Below are 20,059 nucleotides of genomic sequence, written 5' to 3'. Positions count from 1 at the left end.
CGTTGTCAAGACCGCACGAAAGGCAAGGCCCGTGGACCACGAGACCGAAACTGACACCCAACTCGTCACCGAGACCCTGGTCGAAGAGGTGTCGATCGACGGCATGTGCGGGGTCTACTGACCGTGCCCGCGCCCGCAGCGGCCCGGACGGCGACCTCGTTCGATCCTGATCGCGGCTGGGGACTGCACCCGCAGGTGGCGGTTCGTCCGGAACCGTTCGGCGCGCTGCTTTATCACTTCGGTACCCGCAAGCTGTCGTTTCTGAAGAACCGCACCATCCTTACGGTGGTGCGGTCGCTGGCCGACCATCCCGACGTCCGGTCCGCCTGCCGCGCGGCGGGAGTTCAGGACGCCGCGCAGGCGCCGTACCTGCATGCGCTGGGCGTGCTCGTCGACTCCAACATGCTGGTGCCCCGGGAGGACAACCAATGACAACAGCGGCCCCCGTCCCGCGACTGATCGAGCAATTCGAGCACGGGCTCGACGCACCCATCTGCCTCACCTGGGAGCTGACGTACGCCTGCAACCTGGCCTGCGTGCACTGCCTGTCCTCGTCGGGCAAGCGGGACCCGCGGGAGCTATCCACCCGTCAGTGCATGGACATCATCGATGAGCTGGAACGCATGCAGGTGTTCTACGTCAACATCGGTGGCGGGGAACCGACTGTGCGCCCGGACTTTTGGGAACTCGTCGACTATGCGACCGAGCACCACGTCGGGGTGAAGTTCTCCACTAACGGCGTGCGGATCACACCCGAGGTGGCCGCGCGGCTGGCGGCCAGCGACTACGTCGACGTCCAGATCTCGCTGGACGGCGCCACCGCCGAGGTCAACGACGCCGTGCGCGGACCCGGGTCGTTCGACATGGCGGTGCGGGCGCTGCAAAACCTTAGCGATGCCGGTTTCTCCGACGCCAAGATCTCGGTGGTCGTCACCCGGCACAACGTCGACCAGCTCGACGACTTCGCCGCGTTGGCAAGCCGTTACGGCGCCACGCTGCGCATCACCCGGCTGCGCCCGTCCGGGCGTGGCGCCGACGTCTGGGAAGAACTGCACCCCACCGCCGACCAACAAGTCCAGCTGTATGACTGGCTGGTGGCCAAGGGCGAGCGGGTGCTCACCGGCGACTCCTTCTTCCACCTCGCCCCGCTCGGCCAATCCGGCGCCCTGGCCGGCCTGAACATGTGCGGCGCCGGCCGCGTCGTGTGCCTGATCGACCCGGTCGGCGACGTCTACGCCTGCCCGTTCGCCATCCACGACCGCTTCCTGGCCGGAAACGTGTTGACCGACACCGGTTTTGGGACTGGTTTCGCCAACGTCTGGAAGAACGCCCCGTTGTTCCGCCAGCTGCGCGAGCCCCAGTCGGCCGGCGCCTGCGGCAGCTGCGGGCACTACGACAGCTGCCGGGGCGGATGCATGGCCGCCAAATTCTTCACCGGGCTGCCGCTGGACGGGCCGGACCCCGAATGCGTCCAGGGGCACAGCGCGACGGCGCTGGCCCACGACCGACAGACGCCGCGCCCCCGGGCCGATCACTCCCGCGAGAAGCGCATCCGCCAGCCGGTGCCGCTCACCCTGTCGCCGCGGCCGCCGGCCGACACGCCGGTGGCGCCGCCGGTGCGCATGTGTAACGAAAGCCCGGTGTGACGATGGCCGATGCATGGTTTGAGACCGTCGCCATCGCGCAGCAACGCGCCAAGCGCCGGTTGCCGAAGTCGGCGTACTCGTCGCTGATCGCGGCCAGCGAAAAGGGCGTCACGGTCTCCGACAACGTGGCAGCCTTCAGCGAACTGGGATTCGCGCCGCACGTCATCGGCGCGCAGGAAAAGCGCGATTTGTCGACCTGCGTTATGGGGCAAGACATTTCGCTGCCGGTGCTGATCTCGCCGACGGGCGTGCAGGCGGTGCACCCCGACGGTGAGGTCGCCGTGGCGCGGGCCGCCGCCGCACGCGGCACCGCCATGGGGCTGTCCTCGTTCGCCAGCAAGCCGATCGAAGAGGTCATCGCGGCGAACCCCAAGGTGTTCTTCCAGGTGTACTGGCTCGGTGATCGCGACGCCATCGCCGCGCGGGTCGAGCGCGCCCGGGCGGCCGGGGCCGTCGGACTGATCGTGACCACCGACTGGAGCTTCTCGCACGGCCGCGACTGGGGCAGCCCGTCGATCCCGGAAAAGATGGACTTCAAGACCATCGTCAAGATGAGCCCGGAGGTCATCACCAAGCCGCGGTGGTTGCTGCAGTGGGCGAAGACCATGCGGTCCCCGGAGCTGCGCGTGCCCAATCAGGGCCGCCGCGGCGAGCCCGGCCCCCCGTTCTTCCAGGCGTACGGGGAATGGATGGGCACGCCGCCGCCGACCTGGGAGGACATCGCCTGGCTGCGGGAGCTGTGGGGCGGGCCATTCATGCTCAAGGGCGTGATGCGCGTCGACGACGCCAAAAGGGCGGTGGATGCCGGGGTTTCGGCCATTTCGGTTTCGAACCACGGCGGCAACAATCTGGACGGCACCCCGGCCTCGATTCGGGCCCTGCCCGCGGTGGCCGCGGCCGTCGGCGATCAGATCGAGGTGGTTCTCGACGGTGGTATCCGGCGCGGCAGCGACGTCGTCAAGGCGGTGGCGCTGGGGGCGCGCGCGGTGATGATCGGCCGGGCCTACCTGTGGGGGCTGGCCGCGGCCGGGCAAGCGGGTGTGGAGAACGTGCTCGACATCTTGCGCGGCGGCATCGACTCGGCGCTGATGGGTCTGGGACTCTCCTCGGTGGGTGAGCTCGGAGGAGACCACATCCTGGTGCCCCCGGGTTTCACCCGCGCGCTGGGAGTGCCCTCCGGCGGCGGGGTTTAGCGGAAGCTCGGTTATCCCGGGCGGATTTATCCGGGTTAAGTGACGCTCACGCAAAATCGTGGTACGGGCGGGGTAACCGTGACGGACGAGCCCCGATTCGAACGTCCGATGAACGACCGGAGAAAAAAAATCTTCTTGAAGCTTCAACAATTGGTGCACGCCAGGTGAATTCGTCCTACCATCACCAAGTGTCCGTACTCGGCGAATTGGGAACCGCGACGTCGGGCCAGCTGTCAAACGAGGCGGCCGCGGTATTGGTTCCGCTGGGGTCGACCGAACAACACGGTCCGCACCTGCCGCTGGACACCGACACTCGGATCGCCACGGCGGTTGCCCGCGGCGCTCGAGCCCGCCTCGGCGACGGGTGGCTGGTGGCGCCGGCCCTCGCCTACGGAGCCAGCGGCGAGCACCAGAGCTTCGCCGGAACCATCTCGCTGGGTACCGAGGTGCTGACCACGCTGCTGGTCGAGTACGGCAGGTCAGCGGCCGGATGGGCCCAGCGGATCGTCTTCGTCAACGGCCACGGCGGCAATGTCGCCGCGTTGCGCGCCGCGGTGGCCCTGTTGCGCGTCGAGGACCGCGACGCCGGTTGGTGCCCCTGCCTGACCTCCGGCGGCGACGCCCACGCCGGCCATACCGAAACATCGGTGCTGCTGCACATCTCGCCGGCCGACGTCCGGACCGATCGGCGGGTCGCCGGCAACACCGCACCCCTGCCCGAGTTGCTGGGGTCGATGCGCCGCGGGGGAGTGGCGGCGGTCAGCCCGGTCGGCGTGCTGGGCGACCCGACCAACGCCACCGCCGTCGAGGGCGAGCGGATCCTCACCGAGATGGTCGACGGCTGCGTCCGCCGAGTCGCCCGCTGGCGGGCCGGGCCCGACGGGATGCTCACGTGACTGCCCCGCGGCTGCCCAACGGGTTCGCCGTCCAGGTCGATCGCCGGGTGCGGGTGCTCGGCGACGGTTCGGCGCTGCTCGGCGGGTCGCCCACCCGGCTGCTCAAGCTGGCCCCCGCCGCCCAGGACATGCTCTGCGATGGCCGGCTCAAGGTGCGCGACGACCTCAGCGCCCAGCTGGCCCGCACCCTGCTGGACGCCACGGTGGCGCATCCCCGCCCCGCGGGCGGCCCGTCGCACCACGACGTCACGGTAGTAATCCCGGTGCGGGACAACCTTTTTGGCGTGCGGCGCCTGGTGAGCTCACTGCGCGGCCTGCGCGTCGTCGTGGTGGACGACGGCTCGTTCCCCCCGGTCGTTCCGGACGACTTCGTCGGCGCGCACTGCGACATCGAGGTCTTGCGACACGACCGGAGCAAAGGCCCGGCGGCGGCCCGCAACACCGGGCTCAGGGCGTGCCGGACGGACTTCGTCGCCTTCTTGGACTCCGACGTCGCCCCGCGCCGGGGCTGGCTGGAAGCCCTGCTCGGTCACTTCTGCGATCCCACGGTCGGCCTGGTCGCGCCCCGCATCGTCGGCCTGCCGCACAGCGAGAACGTGGTGGCGCGCTACGAGGCGGTGCACTCGTCGCTCGACCTCGGTGAGCGCGAAGCGCCGGTGCTCCCACACAGCACGGTGTCCTACGTGCCCAGTGCGGCGATCATCTGCCGGTGCTCGGCGATCCGTGAGGTCGGCGGGTTCGACGAAACCCTGCAGTCCGGCGAGGACGTCGACCTGTGCTGGCGCCTGATCGAGGCGGGCGCCCGCCTGCGCTACGAACCGATCGCCCTGGTCGCCCACGACCACCGCACCGCATTGCGGGATTGGCTTGCGCGCAAAGCCTTTTACGGCGGCTCGGCGGCTCCGCTGTCGGTGCGCCACCCGGACAAGACGGCTCCGGTGGTGATTTCCGGCTGGGCGCTGATGACGTGGATCCTGATGGCATTCGGGTCCACCCTGTCGCGGCTGGCATCCCTGCTCTTCGCCGTCGTGACCGGTCGGCGGATCGCGCGGGCGATGCGCACCGCCGAGACCTCGATGACCGACGTCGCGATGATCGCCGGCCGCGGCCTGTGGTCGGCGGCGCTGCAGCTGGCGTCGGCGCTGTGCCGGCACTATTGGCCGCTGGCGTTGCTGGCCGCCACCCTGTCGCGTCATTGCAGACGGGTGGTTCTGGTCGCGGCCGTCATGGACGGGGTGGTCGACTGGCTGCGCCGCCGCGACGCCATCGGGGAGGATGTCGAACCGATCGGGCTGCCCACCTACCTGTTGCTCAAGCGCGTCGACGACCTGGCGTACGGGCTCGGGTTGTGGTGGGGTGTGCTGCGGGAGCGCAACGTGCGGGCCCTAAAACCCCAGATCCGGAATTAATCACATCTTGACCACCGGCGTATCGCACAGCGATGTGCTGATCGTCGGCGCCGGCAGCGCAGGATCGGTTGTTGCGGAACGTCTTTCCGCCGATCCGCAGTGTTCGGTGAGCGTCTTGGAGGCCGGCCCGGCGCTCGACGACCCGGGGCTGCTCGCCCAAACCGCGAACGGGCTGCAGTTGCCGATAGGTGTCGGCAGCCCGCTGGTCCAGCGCTACCAGACCCGGCTCACCGAAGAACCTGCCCGCCAGCATCCCATCGTGCGCGGGGCGACCGTGGGCGGATCGGGCGCGATCAACGGCGGCTACTTCTGCCGCGGGTTGCCGCGCGACTTCGATCGCATGGCCATACCGGGCTGGGGATGGCCCGACGTGCTGGACAGCTTCCGCGCCATCGAGACCGACCTGGACTTCGCCGGTCCCGCGCACGGGCTCGACGGCCCCATCCGCGTGCGCCGCACCCATGACATGACCGGGACCACCGAGCGGTTCATCGGAGCGGCCCAGCGCGCCGGCTTCGGCTGGATTACCGACCTCAATGACGCTGGGCCAGAGCCGGTTTCGGGGATCGGCGCCGTCCCGCTCAACATCGTCGACGGCGTGCGACGGGGCTCCGGCGCGGGATACCTGATCCCGGCGCTGCGCCGGCCGAACCTGACCGTGCATGCGCAGACCCGGGCGGCCCGCCTGCGTTTCTCCGGCACCGTCGCGGTGGGTGTGGACGCGATCGGCCCGCACGGCCAGGTGTCCTTCACCGCGGAGAAGATCGTGCTGTGCGCCGGCGCGATTGAGACGGCGCATCTGCTCATGCTCTCGGGCGTCGGCGACGAGCCCATGCTGACCGCCGCCGGCGTGCCGGTGCTGGCGCCGCTGCCGGTGGGGGCGTCGTTCAGCGACCACCCCGAATGGGTGCTGCCTACGGATTGGGCCGTGGCCCCCGGGCGGCCGGTGCTCGAGGTGGTGCTGTGCACCGCCGACGATCTCGAGATCCGGCCCTACACCGGTGGATTCGTGGCCATGACCGGCGACGGCACCGCCGGGCACGCCGACTGGCCACACATCGGGGTGGCGCTGATGCAGCCGCGCGCGCGTGGGCGCATGACGTTGGTCTCGGCCGATCCCGGTGTGCCGCCGCTGATCGAACACCGCTCCGACAGCGAGCCCGACGACGTCGCGGCGCTGCGCACCGGCAGCGAGCTGGCCCGCGAATTGGCCGGTGGCACAGGCGATGCCGCGGCGGCGATCTGGTCGACCTCGCAACATCTTTGCGGCACCGCTCCGATGGGTGCCGACGGCGACCCGCGGGCCGTCGTCGACCCGCGGTGCCGGGTGCTGGGCATCGATAACCTGTGGGTGATCGACGGCTCGATCCTGCCGGCGATCACCAGCCGCGGGCCGCACGCCACGATCGTGATGATCGGGTACCGTGGCGCGCAGTTCGTCCGGTGAACGCGGACTGCGGGCGGGCTGCGGCGCGGTAACCGAATCCATCGGCCCCGCGGCGGCCCGCCCTAAGAGGCGGCGATGTCATGCGGTCCACGTAGATGACCACGACACGTGGCTGTGCGCGCGCAGGTGTGCGTCGCGCGAACAATGCGTCGCAATATTCGTGGACGGCACGGACGCCACCCCATTCTTCGATAGCCCGTACTTCGTTTTCCTCAGTTGCCTCCTTTCGCCGGATTGCGAAAGTCGTTGCCGCAGCGGCGGGGAGCGCTGCCGCGCCCACACCAGGGACACCGGCCATCGGCCGGTGGTGGCACGCGGACTCGTCGAGCACATGACGCGCGTCGGCATGGTGTAGACCAGGATGGTTGTGCGGGGCCGCGCTGCCCGCGCGGCGGGCAACTCGCAGTTGGGGTATCGAACCGGCAGGCTCGGTCGTCGCAGGCGCATCCATTCGGCCTCCACGATCGCCGCCGCCTCGCTGATCGCCGCGCATGCCGGCTCGACCACGCTGGTAACGCCCATCAACACCACATCCACCTCGCCATGCAGAGATGATTTGTAACTGTCGATATACATCTCCGATACCAGAAACGGCAGGTCGTTGCAAGCCTCCGGCGGCGGTGTCGAGGCCGTTGAATCGGCTGTTGGACAACAGCATTGGGCATCGGCGAAGTAGCACTCAGCGTCCCGACAGCATCCGCCGCACCGGGCGTAGCTGGCGGCCGTCGCGGCCGGGTGCCCACACTGTGATCGCCATGGCGGCGACGGCCACGATCGCGGCCATCGTGATGGTGGAGGCGTGCAGGGCCGCCAGAAACGCGGACTTGCTGATGTCGGCCAGCTGGCGCCCCTGCGGTCCGAGCTGGCCGGCGATCTCGACGGCCTTGGCCAACGAGTCGGTGGCCTGGCCCCGAACCGGTGCGGGAAAGCCCGCCAGCCGGGGCGCAAGCTCGTGCGAATAGCGGCCGGCCAGGATGGAGCCGGCCACCGCGATGCCCAGCGCGCCGCCCATTTCGCGTGACGAGTCGTTCACCGCGGAGGCGACGCCCTGCTTCTCGTCGGGAACCGCACCCATGATCGCCGAGGTCGTCGGCGCCGTGCAGATTCCGATACCGGTGGCGAGAATCAGTGTGGGCCAGGCAAATTCGAGGTACGTCGAGTGCAGGTCCAGCCAGTACATGCACGCGAATCCGACGGCCATCAGCAAGGTGCCGACGAACAACACCAACCGCAGACCCAGCTTGGGCACATACCAGAAGGACAGGGCCGAGAAGATGCCCAGCGGCACCATGAAGGGCCCGAAGGCAACCGCCGTCGTCAGCGCGGAGTAGCCCATGATCTGCTGCACGTATTGCATGCCGATGTAGAAGAAGCCGAAGGTGGCGCCGAACAGGATGACGATCGCGGTCACCCCGGTGGCGAAATTCGGGTCGGCGAACAACCGGACATCCAGCAGCGGTTGCCGGCCCCGCGCCGCCAAGCGCGACTCGAGGGCGCCGAACGCCGCGGCCAGGACCGCGCCGACGGCCAGCCCGCCCCACACCAGCGGGTCGCTCCAGCCGCGCCCCGGCGCTTCCAGGATGGCGGCCACGGCGATCGCGACCGCTGCACCGATCAGGACCGCGCCCGGCGCATCGACCCGGGGGGCACCCGCGTCGCGTGACGACGCCACGGTGCAGCCCAGCGCGAAAATCACCAGGCCGGCGATGCCCAGCGACCAGAAGATGGCATGCCAGTCCCAAAAGCGAAGCAGCAGGCCAGAACCGAGCATGCCCAGCACGCCGCCGGAGCCGGCCGTCCCGGCCCAGATGCCAACGGCCTTGGTGCGGTCATCTTTTGGATAGGCCACCGTCAGCAGCGACAGCGTGGCGGGCATGACGAACGCGGCGCCGATGCCGGCCATCGCGCGGCTTGCGATGATCTGCGACGGGTTGTGCAGCAGCGCCGGTGCCATCGAGCCGATCGAGAACACCAGCAGCCCGGTCAGCAGCGCGCCGCGCCGACCATAGCGGTCCCCGATCGCGCCGGCCGGCAGCAACAGGCAGGCCAGCGCCACGGTGTAGCCGTCGACGACCCAGTTCAGCTGCGACGCGGTGGCCGACGTGGCCACGGCCAGATCGCCGAGCGCGGTGTTCAGGGCCGTCATCGACGCCACGACCAGGGCCACGCCCATGCAGGCGACGGCCAGGGTCCAGTTTCGGGCCCGGAAGCTATCGCCGATGCCGACCGCGTCAGTACGCTGGTCATTCCGGACCAGGGTTTCGACCATGCGGTGCCTCCTTGGGTACGTGCGAAGTTTCGAGACCAACAGTCTTGTAGATAGACCGATAGTCTTGTTTTCAAACAGGAGGTAAGCGATTACGGACGGGACGTCCGACCCGCGTCCGGCACGGTCGCGGGCCAGGCTGCTGGAAGCGGCCGTCACGCTGCTGCGCGCCGGCGGTCCCGGCGCCGTGACGGTCGACGCCGTCACCCGCACCGCCAATGTCGCACGGGCAACCCTGTATCGCCACTTCCCGAGCGGAAACGACTTACTGGCAGCGGCTTTCAACAGCCTGATACCGGCGTCGCCCACCCCGCCCGCCGAGGGTTCGCTGCGCGACCGGCTGGTCGCGGTGGTGCTGGCCCAGGCCGAAGCCGTGGCTTTGGCGCCGACCATGATGACCGCCATGTCCTGGCTCGCGCTGGGGCGAGACCTCGAAGGCATGCCCGAGCCGCGGCGCAGCCACAACGCCGACAGCACGGCCATCACCACCCTGCGCGAGCGCATCGCCCAGCAGTACGCCGAGCCCTTCGACGCCATCTTCGACAGCCCGGAGGCCGCCGAGCTGGGCGAGGTGGACCGGTCCCGGGCGATCGCCCTGCTGATCGGGCCCTTGGTGCTGGGCCGGCTGTCCACCCTGCCCGACTTCGACTACCGGCAATGCGCGCTGGAGGCCGTCGACGGCTTCCTGCACGTCCAGTGCGCCAAATCCGATGCGGCGAACGTCGAATCGGCGGGTGCCTGAGGGCCGACCACCCGCCAGCCTAACCCCTCTGACCAGCGGCTTTGACCTCCGGTGCTACCGCCTCGAAGGCAAGTGCGGCGGATTCGGACCGAGCTCCGGGCCGAATTTTGTTCGGGCAGGATCTTCAGGCATACTGTTCAGGTTGCCTTGAGCCGGGTTCGCGCCTGGTCGGGCATACGACCAGCGTCCAAACGGGCGCGTCCGGTCCCATCCTTGGAGCGACGAATTTCGATCGCGGATGAGGCTGCGTGAGGGTGACACGCCCGACCGCGGGGGCCGGTGGACCACGACAGGTAAACAGCGGCGCAATATCCGGCGCAACGCTCGATCGGCCCAGAGTTGGCCGGCCCGATCGGCGCGCCGGTGGCACTGAGGACATCGATCGATTGAGCCCGAATTCGGGCCTCAACAGGAGTGAGGGTAGGAGAAGCGTGGCGGGACAGAAGATCCGCATCAGGCTTAAGGCCTACGACCATGAGGCTATCGACGCGTCGGCGCGCAAGATCGTCGAGACCGTCGTCCGCACGGGTGCCAGCGTTGTAGGTCCGGTGCCGCTGCCGACTGAGAAGAACGTGTATTGCGTCATCCGCTCACCGCACAAGTACAAGGACTCGCGGGAGCACTTCGAGATGCGCACGCACAAGCGGCTGATCGACATCCTCGACCCGACGCCGAAGACCGTCGACGCGCTGATGCGCATCGACCTCCCGGCCAGTGTCGACGTCAACATCCAGTAGGAGATCCAGTCTTATGGCAAGAAAAGGCATTCTGGGTACCAAGCTGGGCATGACGCAGGTGTTCGACGAGAACAACAGGGTTGTGCCGGTGACGGTCGTCAAGGCCGGCCCGAACGTGGTCACCCGGATCCGTACCCCCGAGCGCGACGGCTACAGCGCCGTGCAGCTGGCCTACGGCGAGATCAGTCCCCGCAAGGTCAACAAGCCGGTGACCGGTCAGTACGCCGCCGCGGGCGTCAACCCGCGCCGGTTTTTGGCCGAGCTGCGGCTGGAAAATCCCGAGGCGGCCGCCGAATACGAAGTTGGCCAGGAGCTGACGGCGGAGATCTTCGCCGACGGCGCCTACGTCGACGTCACGGGCACCTCCAAGGGCAAGGGCTTCGCCGGCACCATGAAGCGGCACGGCTTCCGCGGTCAGGGCGCCAGCCACGGTGCCCAGGCGGTGCACCGGCGGCCCGGCTCCATCGGCGGCTGCGCCACTCCCGCCCGGGTCTTCAAGGGCACCCGGATGGCGGGCCGGATGGGTAGCGATCGGGTGACCGTCCAGAACCTATTGGTGCACAAGGTCGATACCGACAACGGCGTGCTGTTGATCAAGGGCGCGGTCCCCGGCCGCACCGGTGGACTCGTGGTGGTCCGCAGCGCGGTCAAGCGAGGTGAGAAGTAATGGCAGCGGTGAAGATTGACGTCAAGACGCCGAGCGGCAAGGTCGAGGGCTCGATCGAGTTGCCGGCGGAGTTGTTCGATGCGCCGGCCAACATCGCGCTGATGCACCAGGTCGTCACCGCGCAGCGGGCGGCGGCGCGTCAGGGCACGCACTCGACCAAGACGCGCGGCGACGTCAGCGGCGGTGGCCGTAAGCCATACCGGCAGAAGGGAACCGGCCGGGCCCGCCAGGGTTCGACGCGCGCCCCGCAGTTCACCGGCGGTGGCATCGTGCACGGCCCAAAACCCCGCGATTACAGCCAGCGCACGCCCAAGAAGATGATCGCCGCGGCGTTGCGTGGCGCCCTGTCCGACCGGGCTCGCAACGGCCGCATCCACGTGATCACCGAGCTCGTGCCGGGTCAGACGCCGTCGACCAAGAACGCCAGGGCGTTTCTTGGCACGCTGACCGACCGCAAGCAGGTGCTGGTCGTGATCGGTCGCAGCGACGAGACCGGCGCCAAGAGCGTGCGCAACCTGCCCGGTGTGCACCTGCTGACTCCCGACCAGCTCAACACTTACGACGTGCTGCGCTCCGACGACGTGGTGTTCAGCGTTGAGGCGCTGAACGCCTACATCGCCGGGGCCACCGGCGGTGCCGACAAGGATGTGGAGGTAACGGCGTAGATGGCGACCATCACTGACCCCCGCGACATCATTCTGGGCCCGGTCATCTCCGAGAAGTCCTATTCGTTGCTCGACGACAACGTGTACACGTTTGTGGTGCACCCCGATTCGAACAAGACGCAGATCAAGATCGCCATCGAGAAGATCTTCTCCGTCAAGGTCGCATCGGTGAACACCGCGAACCGGCAGGGTAAGCGCAAACGCACCAGGACCGGATTCGGCAAGCGCAAGAGCACCAAGCGGGCCATCGTCACGCTGGCGCCGGGTAGCAAGCCGATCGATCTGTTCGGGGCACCGAGCTAGCCTGGCCGCCGCGAGAGGAAGACCTGATTAGACATGGCAATTCGTAAGTACAAGCCGACGAGCCCGGGCCGTCGCGGCTCGAGCGTGTCCGATTTCTCCGAGGTTACTCGTTCCACCCCGGAGAAGTCGTTGGTGCGCCCGCTGCACGGTCACGGCGGCCGGAACGCGCACGGCCGCATCACCACCCGCCACAAGGGTGGCGGCCACAAGCGCGCCTACCGGGTGATCGACTTCCGCCGCAACGACAAAGACGGCGTGAACGCGAAGGTCGCGCACATCGAGTACGACCCCAACCGCACCGCCAACATCGCGTTGCTGCACTTTCTGGACGGCGAGAAGCGCTACATCATTGCGCCGCAGGGACTTTCGCAGGGCGACGTGGTGGAGTGCGGCCCGAACGCGGACATCAAGCCGGGCAACAACCTGCCGTTGCGCAACATCCCGGCCGGTACCGTCATCCACGCCGTGGAGCTGCGACCGGGCGGCGGCGCCAAGCTGGCGCGGTCGGCCGGGTCGAGCATCCAGTTGCTCGGTAAAGAGGGCACCTACGCGTCGCTGCGCATGCCCAGCGGTGAGATCCGCCGCGTCGACGTGCGCTGCCGCGCCACGGTCGGCGAGGTCGGCAACGCCGAACAGGCGAACATCAACTGGGGCAAGGCCGGCCGGATGCGGTGGAAGGGCAAGCGCCCCTCCGTCCGTGGTGTGGTGATGAACCCGGTGGACCACCCGCACGGTGGTGGTGAGGGCAAGACGTCCGGTGGTCGCCACCCGGTGAGCCCGTGGGGCAAGCCCGAGGGCCGCACCCGCCACCCGAACAAGGCCAGCAACAAGCTCATTGTCCGACGCCGGCGCACCGGCAAGAAGCACGGCCGGTAGGAGTAGCACATGCCACGCAGCCTGAAGAAGGGCCCGTTCGTCGACGGCCACCTGCTCAAGAAGGTGGACACGCAGAACGAGAAGAACACCAAACAGGTGATCAAGACATGGTCGCGGCGCTCGACGATCATTCCTGACTTCATCGGCCACACCTTCGCCGTCCACGACGGACGCAAGCACGTCCCGGTGTTCGTCACCGAGGCGATGGTCGGCCACAAGCTCGGTGAATTCGCGCCCACCCGCACCTTCAAGGGACACATCAAGGACGACCGGAAGGCCAAACGGCGATGACCACAACGGAATTCCCTTCGGCGGTGGCCAAAGCGCGGTTCGTGCGGGTGTCGCCGAGAAAGGCGCGCCGGGTGATCGACCTGGTGCGCGGCCGCTCGGTGGCCGACGCGCTGGACATCTTGCGCTGGGCGCCGCAGGCCGCCAGCGAGCCGGTGGCCAAGGTGATCGCCAGCGCCGCGGCCAACGCGCAGAACAACAACGGGCTGGACCCGGCGACCCTGGTGGTCGCCACCGTCTACGCCGACGAGGGCCCCACCGCCAAGCGGATCCGTCCGCGCGCCCAGGGCCGCGCGTTCCGGATCCGCAAGCGCACCAGCCACATCACCGTCGTGGTGGAAAGCCGGCCCGGCAAGGACCAGGGGTCGGCGAAGTCGACCCGGGCCCGTCGTGCCGAGGCCAGCAAGGCCGCCGCCAAGGCCCCCGCCAAGAAGGCGCCGGCCACCAAGGCGCCCGCGAAGAAGGCGGCGAAGGCCGAAGCCAAGACGTCTGAGACCTCTGACGCGAAGGGAGGCTCAGACTAGTGGGCCAGAAGATCAATCCGCACGGTTTCCGGCTGGGCATCACCACCGACTGGAAGTCGCGCTGGTACGCCGACAAGCAGTACGCCGACTACGTCAAGGAAGACGTCGCCATCCGGCGGCTGCTGTCGACCGGCCTGGAGCGGGCCGGGATCGCCGACGTGGAGATCGAGCGCACCCGCGACCGGGTCCGGGTGGACATCCACACCGCGCGTCCCGGCATCGTCATCGGCCGCCGCGGCACCGAGGCCGACCGAATCCGTGCCGACCTGGAGAAGCTGACCGGCAAGCAGGTTCAGCTCAACATCCTCGAGGTGCGAAACCCGGAGTCGCGGGCACAACTGGTGGCCCAGGGCGTCGCCGAGCAGCTGAGCAACCGCGTGGCGTTCCGCCGGGCGATGCGTAAGGCCATCCAGTCGGCGATGCGTCAGCCCAACGTCAAGGGCATCCGGGTGCAGTGCTCCGGCCGTCTCGGCGGCGCCGAGATGAGCCGCTCGGAGTTCTACCGCGAGGGCCGGGTGCCGCTGCACACGCTGCGGGCCGACATCGACTACGGCCTGTACGAAGCCAAGACCACCTTCGGCCGGATCGGCGTGAAGGTGTGGATCTACAAGGGCGACGTCGTCGGTGGGAAGCGCGAATTGGCCGCCGCCGCTCCGGCCGGCGCCGAGCGGTCGCGCCGCGAGCGCCCGTCGGGCACCCGTCCGCGTCGCAGTGGCGCGTCGGGCACCACGGCCACCGGCACCGAGGCCGGCCGCGCTGCCGCAAGCGCCGAAGAGGGCGCTGCAGCCGCGGCGGCCCAGTCCGCACCCGCTGCAGAACCACAAAGCACGGAGAGCTGAATCATGTTGATTCCCCGCAGGGTTAAACACCGCAAGCAGCACCACCCCCGCCAGCGTGGCATCGCCAGTGGCGGCACGGCGGTGAACTTCGGTGACTACGGCATCCAGGCCTTGGAGCATGCCTACGTCACCAACCGGCAGATCGAGTCCGCTCGTATCGCCATCAACCGGCACATCAAGCGTGGCGGCAAGGTGTGGATCAACGTCTTCCCCGACCGGCCGCTGACCAAGAAGCCCGCCGAAACCCGGATGGGTTCGGGTAAGGGTTCGCCGGAGTGGTGGGTCGTCAACGTCAAGCCGGGCCGGGTGCTGTTCGAACTCAGTTACCCCAACGAGCAGACCGCACGGGCGGCGCTGACCCGCGCAATCCACAAGTTGCCGATCAAGGCCCGCATCGTGACTCGAGAGGATCAGTTCTGATGGCAGTGGGAATTTCGCCTGGCGAACTGCGCGAGCTCACCGAAGAGGAGCTGGCCGAGCGGTTGCGCGAATCCAAGGAAGAGCTGTTCAATCTGCGTTTCCAGATGGCGACCGGACAGCTCACCAACAACCGCCGGCTCCGCACGGTGCGTCAGGAGATCGCGCGCGTGTACACCGTGCTGCGCGAACGAGAACTGGGCTTGGCTAGTGGGCCTGAGGGTCCCGACGGAAACAAGGAATCGTGATGGCAGAAGCCAAGAAGGCCGCGCCCAAGAAGGCCGCCGCAACCGAGGCCGCGTCGAAGGACAAGGGTCCCAAGCACACTCCGCCCAACCCGAAGGTGCGGGGACGGCGCAAGGTGCGCATCGGCTACGTGGTCAGCGACAAGATGCAGAAGACCATCGTGGTCGAGCTCGAGGACCGCGTGCGGCACCCGCTGTACGGCAAGATCATCCGGACCACCACGAAGGTCAAGGCGCACGACGAGAACAGTACGGCCGGAATCGGTGACCGCGTCTCGTTGATGGAGACCCGCCCGATGTCGGCGACCAAGCGCTGGCGCCTGGTCGAAATCCTGGAAAAGGCTAAGTAAGTCCCTTTAGTACGGCCGCCACAAGCCCGGTCCCGGGGTAGTCTTCACGCACGTTCGGCAAGTCCGCTACGAGAGTGAGGCTGACGATGGTGGCTGCGTCGGGGCAATCCGCGGAATTCAGCGGCAAGATCGAGCTGGACATCCGGGATTCCGAGCCGGACTGGGGGCCCTACGCCGCGCCGACCGCGCCCCCCGGCGCGCCCAACGTGCTGTACCTGGTGTGGGACGACACGGGCATCGCCACCTGGGACTGCTTCGGCGGTCTGGTGGAGATGCCGGCCATGTCGCGCATCGCCGCGCGCGGCATCCGGCTCTCGCAGTTCCACACCACCGCGCTGTGCTCGCCGACCCGCGCGTCGCTGCTCACCGGGCGCAACGCCACGACCGTCGGCATGGCTACCATCGAGGAGTTCACCGAGGGCTTCCCCAACGCCAACGGCCGCATACCGTTTGACACCGCTCTGCTCTCCGAGGTGCTCGCCGAACACGGCTACAACACCTACGCCGTGGGCAAGTGGCATCTGACGCCGCTCGAGGAGTCGAATCTCGCCTCGACCAAGCGGCACTGGCCGACCTCGCGTGGCTTCGAACGGTTCTACGGTTTCCTGGGCGGCGAAACCGACCAGTGGTATCCCGACCTGGTGTACGACAACCACCCGGTGGCACCGCCGGGCACCCCGGAGGACGGCTACCACCTCTCCAAGGACCTCGCCGACAAAACCGTCGAATTCATCCGCGACGCCAAAGTGATTGCGCCCGAGAAGCCTTGGTTCTCCTACGTGTGCCCCGGCGCCGGACATGCGCCGCATCACGTCTTCAAAGAATGGGCGGACCGCTACGCGGGCCGCTTCGACATGGGCTACGAGCGCTACCGCGAGATCGTGCTGGAGCGGCAGAAGGCGCTCGGAATCGTGCCGCCCGACACCGAACTGTCGCCGGTCAACCCGTATCTGGACGTGAAGGGACCGGGCGGTGAGCCATGGCCGCTGCAGGACACCGTGCGGCCCTGGGATTCACTCAACGACGAAGAGAAGAGGCTGTTCGCCCGGATGGCCGAGGTGTTCGCCGGGTTCCTGAGCTACACCGACGCCCAGATCGGCCGCATCCTGGACTATCTCGAGGAATCGGGCCAACTAGACAACACCATCATCGTGGTCATCTCGGACAACGGCGCCAGCGGCGAGGGCGGCCCGAACGGATCGGTCAACGAGGGCAAGTTCTTCAACGGCTACATCGACACCGTCGAGGAGAGCATGAAGCTGTTCGACCACCTCGGCGGCCCCGAGACCTACAACCATTACCCGATCGGCTGGGCGATGGCCTTCAACACGCCCTACAAGCTCTACAAGCGCTACGCCTCCCATGAGGGCGGCATCGCCGATACGGCGATCATCTCGTGGCCCAACGGAATTGCCGCACACGGGGAGGTCCGCGACAACTACGTCAATGTCTGCGACATCACCCCGACCGTCTACGAGCTGCTGGGCATGGCGCCGCCGCAGACCGTCAAGGGCATCCCCCAGAAGCCGCTGGACGGGGTTAGTTTCGCAGCGGCCCTTGCCGATCCGGGCGCCGACACCGGTAAGAGCACCCAGTTCTACACCATGCTCGGCACCCGCGGGATCTGGCACCGGGGCTGGTTCGCCAACACGGTGCACGCGGCGACACCGGCCGGCTGGTCGCACTTCGACGCCGACCGCTGGGAACTGTTCCACATCGAGGCTGACCGAAGCCAGTGCCACGACCTGGCCGCCGAAAACCCGGAAAAACTCGAAGAACTCAAGGCGCTGTGGTTCGCGGAGGCGGCGAAATACAACGGACTGCCGCTGTCGGACCTGAACATCCTTGAGACGCTGGGGCGGTCGCGGCCGTATCTGGTCAGCGACCGGAACAGCTACATCTACTATCCCGACTGCGCCGACGTGGGCATCGGCGCCGCCGCCGAGATCCGCGGCCGGTCGTTCTCGGTGCTCGCCGAGGTGACCGTCGACACCACCGGCGCCGAGGGTGTGCTGTTCAAGCAGGGCGGCGCGCACGGCGGGCATGTGCTGTTCATCCAGGACGGCCGGCTGCACTACGTGTACAACTTCCTTGGCGAGCGCCAGCAGGAGGTGTCGTCGTCGGATGCCGTGCCGCTGGGCAGACATCTGTTCGGCACCGGCTATTCACGGACCGGGACGGTCGAGAACAGTCATACGCCGCTGGGCGACGTCACGTTGTTCATCGACGACAAGGTCGTCGGCACGCTGACCGGGGTGAGCACCCACCCCGGCACCTTCGGGCTGGCGGGTGCCGGCATCACGGTCGGGCGCAACGGCGGATCGGGAGTGTCTAGCCGCTATAAGGCGCCGTTCACCTTCACCGGCGGCACCATCACCAAGGTCACCGTCGACCTGTCCGGTCGACCCTACGTGGACGTAGAAACCGAGATCGCGCTGGCCTTTTCGAGGGACTGACGGGTACCCAATGATGACCGCTCATTCGGATTTTGGTGCGTCCCCGGAGCTGATCGCGTCGACCGCGCCCGACACCCACAATTCCGGATGAGCGGGTACGTCACAAGCACCGGCCACGCCACTGCCACAGGCTCCGTCAGAGAAAGCGGCTGGAGGTCGGCGGCGGATTGGTTACATGCTCACCTTGGTATCGCCAATCCAACCGAGGCGCCCCGCCGGCGTAGCCTGGCGGGATGCTAACCGAGCTGGTCGACCTCCCCGGCGGATCATTCCGCATGGGATCGACCAGCTTCTACCCCGAGGAGGCCCCGATCCACACCGTGACGGTGGGTCCGGTCGCGGTGGAACGGCACCCGGTGACCAACGCGCAGTTCGCCCAATTCGTCGCCGCGACCGGGTATGTCACGGTAGCCGAGCAGCCGATTGACCCGGCGCTGTATCCGGGGGCCAACCCGGACGAGTTATGCCCGGGCGCAATCGTTTTCCGCCCGACCGCTGGGCCGGTCGACCTGCGCGACTGGCGACAGTGGTGGCAGTGGGTGCCCGGGGCGAGCTGGCGCCATCCGTTCGGGCCCGACAGCGATGTCTCGGACCGCGGCGATCACCCGGTGGTGCAGGTGGCGTATTCGGATGCGGCGGCCTATGCGCGCTGGGCCGGCCGACGCCTGCCGACCGAGGCCGAGTGGGAGTATGCGGCCCGGGCCGGATCGACGACCACGTACCCCTGGGGGGATGAGGCCACCAGCGAGGGCCGGCTGATGGCCAACACCTGGCAGGGCAGCTTCCCGTACCGCAACGACGGGGCCCTCGGCTGGGTGGGGACCTCGCCGGTCGGCGCCTTCGCCCCCAACGCTTTTGGGCTCGTCGACATGATCGGCAACGTGTGGGAGTGGACAGCCACCGAATACTCCGCGCGTCACCGGCTCGGCCAGCCGCCCAAGTCATGCTGCGCCCCGTCGGGCCCCGCCGACCCGTCGATCAACCAGGTGTTGAAGGGCGGCAGCCACCTGTGCGCGCCGGAGTACTGCCACCGCTACCGCCCGGCGGCCCGGTCACCGCAATCGCAGGACTCCGCGACGACGCACATCGGATTTCGCTGCGTGGCCGACTCGTCACCGAGCTAGCAAATCGGTGCCGGCACGCCGGCCGGTCGTGGCCGGGCGCTCATCGGTCCGGATTTCGCCGTCGGCTCCGACCCGATGGCAGCAAGCCCTGCGGCGGCCCCGGCGTTCGGCGTGCAGCTGCGCCTCGAAGAATTGAAGCCGGTGGCCAACCGTCTTTCCGTCGAGGTGCTCGCTTATCCCGGAGTTACCCAGTACGACAACAGGTTTGACGTATTGGCCAACGACGTCGCGTTACGCCTATATCCCACAAGCGATCTGGGGGACCCGCAATACCCGAAGGGCCGGCTCAGCTCAGCACCACCATCGAGGCGCACGGCGATCCCGGTAACTGGCCGTTCGACTGCTATCAGTCCGAGCCGATCGCGGCCGACGCCTTCGTGGGCACCGGCGACAACCGCAGGAAGGTGCCCGCCCGCGTCGAGGTGATCGCGCGCTGGACGGGTGGCAGGTCAGCGTCAACCGGATGCAGGACCCGAGCGCGCTGCCCAACCTCCCGCGCGACCGATAACGGCAAAGTGTTGATCACCCCGCAGCCAGCCAAGGGTCCGCTCATCTTCGACCTGGGGATCTGCCTGGTGTTGGTCAGCCTGCCCACCCTGCCCGGGGCGCCGCCGCCCGGTTCGTGGATCGATCAGGCGATCGTGCAGTGGGTGCTCATCGCGCTGGTCACGGCCATGACCCTGTACATCGTCGCGTGGATCCGGCAGGGCGACTGACCATTCTTGTCCGCTGCGTTTTGGCGTACTGCTTCACATGACCAGGTGTGACGGCCGGTGAGATCCGTGGGGGACGCCGTCGGGGTCGAAGGCCGTCCGGAGATCTCCCGTTATCCACAGCTTGATGCCGCGGCATTGCGGCGGCGTCGGCGGCGCCGGTACAGTCGAACGCGTGTGCGGCTCCTCACCTTCTCGTGGGTAGCTGTGGGTGGATTCCGCCGAGGGTCAGATAGATCATTGAGGTCAGTGCTTG

General features: G+C 68.1%; 24 protein-coding genes and 1 pseudogene. 23 read left to right on the top strand and 2 right to left on the bottom strand.

Translation table 11 applies throughout. The features are described from left to right. Positions 1-31: 31 nt before the first annotated feature. The 7 genes from mftA (at position 32) to mftG (ending at position 6,591) form a co-directional block, all read left to right on the top strand. On the top strand, positions 32-121 hold the full coding sequence (mftA, locus tag BST14_RS18405; protein WP_007773607.1) for a mycofactocin precursor MftA: 90 nt from the start codon (positions 32-34) through the stop codon (positions 119-121). Next, entirely contained in the window at positions 106-432 is a 327-nt protein-coding gene (gene mftB / locus BST14_RS18400; protein ID WP_211280753.1) for a mycofactocin biosynthesis chaperone MftB, read from the top strand. The genes mftA and mftB overlap by 16 nt, the downstream gene beginning before the upstream one ends. Continuing rightward, positions 429-1,646 (top strand): mycofactocin radical SAM maturase, encoded by a 1,218-nt coding sequence (gene mftC, locus BST14_RS18395; RefSeq protein WP_083065821.1) that lies wholly within the window; start codon positions 429-431, stop codon positions 1,644-1,646. The genes mftB and mftC overlap by 4 nt, the downstream gene beginning before the upstream one ends. A 2-nt stretch (positions 1,647-1,648) precedes the next feature. Beyond that, the gene (gene mftD / locus BST14_RS18390) at positions 1,649-2,839 is read left to right on the top strand and encodes a pre-mycofactocin synthase MftD (protein ID WP_083065820.1); all 1,191 of its coding nucleotides are present in this window, start codon (positions 1,649-1,651) and stop codon (positions 2,837-2,839) included. Positions 2,840-3,003: 164 nt separating this feature from the next. Beyond that, positions 3,004-3,735, top strand: a complete 732-nt coding sequence (gene mftE / locus BST14_RS18385) for a mycofactocin biosynthesis peptidyl-dipeptidase MftE (RefSeq protein ID WP_083065819.1) — start codon at positions 3,004-3,006, stop codon at positions 3,733-3,735. Continuing rightward, positions 3,732-5,144: a mycofactocin biosynthesis glycosyltransferase MftF gene (gene mftF, locus BST14_RS18380; RefSeq protein ID WP_083065818.1), complete on the top strand. Its 1,413-nt coding sequence runs from the start codon at positions 3,732-3,734 to the stop codon at positions 5,142-5,144. Before mftE ends, mftF begins: the two co-directional genes overlap by 4 nt. Before the next feature lie 7 nt (positions 5,145-5,151). Further along, entirely contained in the window at positions 5,152-6,591 is a 1,440-nt protein-coding gene (gene mftG / locus BST14_RS18375; RefSeq protein ID WP_083065817.1) for a mycofactocin dehydrogenase MftG, read from the top strand. 78 nt (positions 6,592-6,669) lie between these two features. Here mftG and BST14_RS18370 read toward each other — a convergent pair whose 3' ends face one another. Together BST14_RS18370 and BST14_RS18365 are read right to left on the bottom strand one after the other, a co-directional pair. Further along, positions 6,670-7,167, bottom strand: a complete 498-nt coding sequence (locus BST14_RS18370; protein ID WP_083065816.1) for a hypothetical protein — start codon at positions 7,165-7,167, stop codon at positions 6,670-6,672. A gap of 103 nt (positions 7,168-7,270) precedes the next feature. After that, positions 7,271-8,860 carry an MFS transporter gene (locus BST14_RS18365; RefSeq protein ID WP_083065815.1) on the bottom strand — a complete coding sequence of 530 codons (1,590 nt, stop codon included), beginning with the start codon at positions 8,858-8,860 and terminating at the stop codon, positions 7,271-7,273. A 139-nt stretch (positions 8,861-8,999) separates the two neighbouring features. Here BST14_RS18365 and BST14_RS18360 point away from each other — a divergent pair, with 139 nt between their 5' ends. From BST14_RS18360 to BST14_RS32795, 16 genes and pseudogenes are all read left to right on the top strand, one after another. Then, a complete protein-coding gene (locus tag BST14_RS18360) occupies positions 9,000-9,599 on the top strand; it encodes a TetR/AcrR family transcriptional regulator (protein WP_211280755.1) in 600 nt (199 codons plus the stop codon). A 431-nt stretch (positions 9,600-10,030) separates the two neighbouring features. Further along, positions 10,031-10,336 carry a 30S ribosomal protein S10 gene (gene rpsJ, locus BST14_RS18350; RefSeq protein ID WP_003873519.1) on the top strand — a complete coding sequence of 102 codons (306 nt, stop codon included), beginning with the start codon at positions 10,031-10,033 and terminating at the stop codon, positions 10,334-10,336. Between the two features lie 13 nt (positions 10,337-10,349). Then, a complete protein-coding gene (rplC, locus tag BST14_RS18345) occupies positions 10,350-11,003 on the top strand; it encodes a 50S ribosomal protein L3 (RefSeq protein ID WP_083065812.1) in 654 nt (217 codons plus the stop codon). Then, positions 11,003-11,668: a 50S ribosomal protein L4 gene (gene rplD / locus BST14_RS18340; protein ID WP_083065811.1), complete on the top strand. Its 666-nt coding sequence runs from the start codon at positions 11,003-11,005 to the stop codon at positions 11,666-11,668. Before rplC ends, rplD begins: the two co-directional genes overlap by 1 nt. Next, positions 11,669-11,971: a 50S ribosomal protein L23 gene (gene rplW, locus BST14_RS18335; RefSeq protein WP_083065810.1), complete on the top strand. Its 303-nt coding sequence runs from the start codon at positions 11,669-11,671 to the stop codon at positions 11,969-11,971. It begins immediately after the preceding gene. 33 nt (positions 11,972-12,004) lie between these two features. Then, positions 12,005-12,847 carry a 50S ribosomal protein L2 gene (gene rplB / locus BST14_RS18330; RefSeq protein ID WP_007773586.1) on the top strand — a complete coding sequence of 281 codons (843 nt, stop codon included), beginning with the start codon at positions 12,005-12,007 and terminating at the stop codon, positions 12,845-12,847. 9 nt (positions 12,848-12,856) lie between these two features. Continuing rightward, complete coding sequence (gene rpsS / locus BST14_RS18325) at positions 12,857-13,138, top strand: 30S ribosomal protein S19 (protein WP_007773585.1); 282 nt, start codon at positions 12,857-12,859, stop codon at positions 13,136-13,138. Beyond that, the gene (rplV, locus tag BST14_RS18320; RefSeq protein ID WP_083065809.1) at positions 13,135-13,659 is read left to right on the top strand and encodes a 50S ribosomal protein L22; all 525 of its coding nucleotides are present in this window, start codon (positions 13,135-13,137) and stop codon (positions 13,657-13,659) included. The genes rpsS and rplV overlap by 4 nt, the downstream gene beginning before the upstream one ends. After that, complete coding sequence (gene rpsC / locus BST14_RS18315; protein ID WP_083065808.1) at positions 13,659-14,498, top strand: 30S ribosomal protein S3; 840 nt, start codon at positions 13,659-13,661, stop codon at positions 14,496-14,498. The genes rplV and rpsC overlap by 1 nt, the downstream gene beginning before the upstream one ends. Positions 14,499-14,501: 3 nt before the next feature. Further along, positions 14,502-14,918, top strand: a complete 417-nt coding sequence (gene rplP, locus BST14_RS18310) for a 50S ribosomal protein L16 (RefSeq protein WP_007773582.1) — start codon at positions 14,502-14,504, stop codon at positions 14,916-14,918. After that, a complete protein-coding gene (gene rpmC / locus BST14_RS18305) occupies positions 14,918-15,163 on the top strand; it encodes a 50S ribosomal protein L29 (RefSeq protein WP_083065807.1) in 246 nt (81 codons plus the stop codon). Before rplP ends, rpmC begins: the two co-directional genes overlap by 1 nt. Beyond that, positions 15,163-15,510 carry a 30S ribosomal protein S17 gene (gene rpsQ / locus BST14_RS18300; protein ID WP_083065806.1) on the top strand — a complete coding sequence of 116 codons (348 nt, stop codon included), beginning with the start codon at positions 15,163-15,165 and terminating at the stop codon, positions 15,508-15,510. The genes rpmC and rpsQ overlap by 1 nt, the downstream gene beginning before the upstream one ends. A gap of 86 nt (positions 15,511-15,596) precedes the next feature. Then, on the top strand, positions 15,597-17,966 hold the full coding sequence (locus BST14_RS18295; RefSeq protein ID WP_083065805.1) for an arylsulfatase: 2,370 nt from the start codon (positions 15,597-15,599) through the stop codon (positions 17,964-17,966). A 233-nt stretch (positions 17,967-18,199) separates the two neighbouring features. Further along, the gene (locus tag BST14_RS18290) at positions 18,200-19,090 is read left to right on the top strand and encodes a formylglycine-generating enzyme family protein (RefSeq protein WP_083065804.1); all 891 of its coding nucleotides are present in this window, start codon (positions 18,200-18,202) and stop codon (positions 19,088-19,090) included. Positions 19,091-19,165: 75 nt separating this feature from the next. Continuing rightward, a pseudogene (locus BST14_RS32800) lies at positions 19,166-19,512 on the top strand (DUF4436 family protein); the annotation flags it as partial. 93 nt (positions 19,513-19,605) lie between these two features. After that, positions 19,606-19,806, top strand: a complete 201-nt coding sequence (locus BST14_RS32795; RefSeq protein WP_497795586.1) for a DUF8686 domain-containing protein — start codon at positions 19,606-19,608, stop codon at positions 19,804-19,806. The last annotated feature ends 253 nt before the right edge of the window (positions 19,807-20,059 follow it).

This window comes from Mycobacterium arosiense ATCC BAA-1401 = DSM 45069, assembly GCF_002086125.1.
In the GTDB taxonomy this organism is placed as follows: domain Bacteria; phylum Actinomycetota; class Actinomycetes; order Mycobacteriales; family Mycobacteriaceae; genus Mycobacterium; species Mycobacterium arosiense.
The sequence above is the reverse complement of the archived record's forward strand: the minus strand, read 5'-3'. Positions and strand labels throughout refer to the sequence as shown.

What these genes read in the sequence shown, in the direction of transcription:
- rpsS (WP_007773585.1), top strand. Translation starts at nt 12,857, where the DNA reads ATGCCACGCAGCCTGAAGAAGGGCCCGTTCGTCGACGGCCACCTGCTC.
- rplD (WP_083065811.1), top strand. Translation starts at nt 11,003, where the DNA reads ATGGCAGCGGTGAAGATTGACGTCAAGACGCCGAGCGGCAAGGTCGAG.
- rpmC (WP_083065807.1), top strand. Translation starts at nt 14,918, where the DNA reads ATGGCAGTGGGAATTTCGCCTGGCGAACTGCGCGAGCTCACCGAAGAG.
- BST14_RS18295 (WP_083065805.1), top strand. Translation starts at nt 15,597, where the DNA reads ATGGTGGCTGCGTCGGGGCAATCCGCGGAATTCAGCGGCAAGATCGAG.
- rpsQ (WP_083065806.1), top strand. Translation starts at nt 15,163, where the DNA reads ATGGCAGAAGCCAAGAAGGCCGCGCCCAAGAAGGCCGCCGCAACCGAG.
- BST14_RS18290 (WP_083065804.1), top strand. Translation starts at nt 18,200, where the DNA reads ATGCTAACCGAGCTGGTCGACCTCCCCGGCGGATCATTCCGCATGGGA.
- rplP (WP_007773582.1), top strand. Translation starts at nt 14,502, where the DNA reads ATGTTGATTCCCCGCAGGGTTAAACACCGCAAGCAGCACCACCCCCGC.
- mftD (WP_083065820.1), top strand. Translation starts at nt 1,649, where the DNA reads ATGGCCGATGCATGGTTTGAGACCGTCGCCATCGCGCAGCAACGCGCC.
- rplV (WP_083065809.1), top strand. Translation starts at nt 13,135, where the DNA reads ATGACCACAACGGAATTCCCTTCGGCGGTGGCCAAAGCGCGGTTCGTG.
- BST14_RS18370 (WP_083065816.1), bottom strand. Translation starts at nt 7,167, where the DNA reads ATGTATATCGACAGTTACAAATCATCTCTGCATGGCGAGGTGGATGTG.
- BST14_RS18365 (WP_083065815.1), bottom strand. Translation starts at nt 8,860, where the DNA reads ATGGTCGAAACCCTGGTCCGGAATGACCAGCGTACTGACGCGGTCGGC.
- rplC (WP_083065812.1), top strand. Translation starts at nt 10,350, where the DNA reads ATGGCAAGAAAAGGCATTCTGGGTACCAAGCTGGGCATGACGCAGGTG.
- rplW (WP_083065810.1), top strand. Translation starts at nt 11,669, where the DNA reads ATGGCGACCATCACTGACCCCCGCGACATCATTCTGGGCCCGGTCATC.
- mftC (WP_083065821.1), top strand. Translation starts at nt 429, where the DNA reads ATGACAACAGCGGCCCCCGTCCCGCGACTGATCGAGCAATTCGAGCAC.
- rplB (WP_007773586.1), top strand. Translation starts at nt 12,005, where the DNA reads ATGGCAATTCGTAAGTACAAGCCGACGAGCCCGGGCCGTCGCGGCTCG.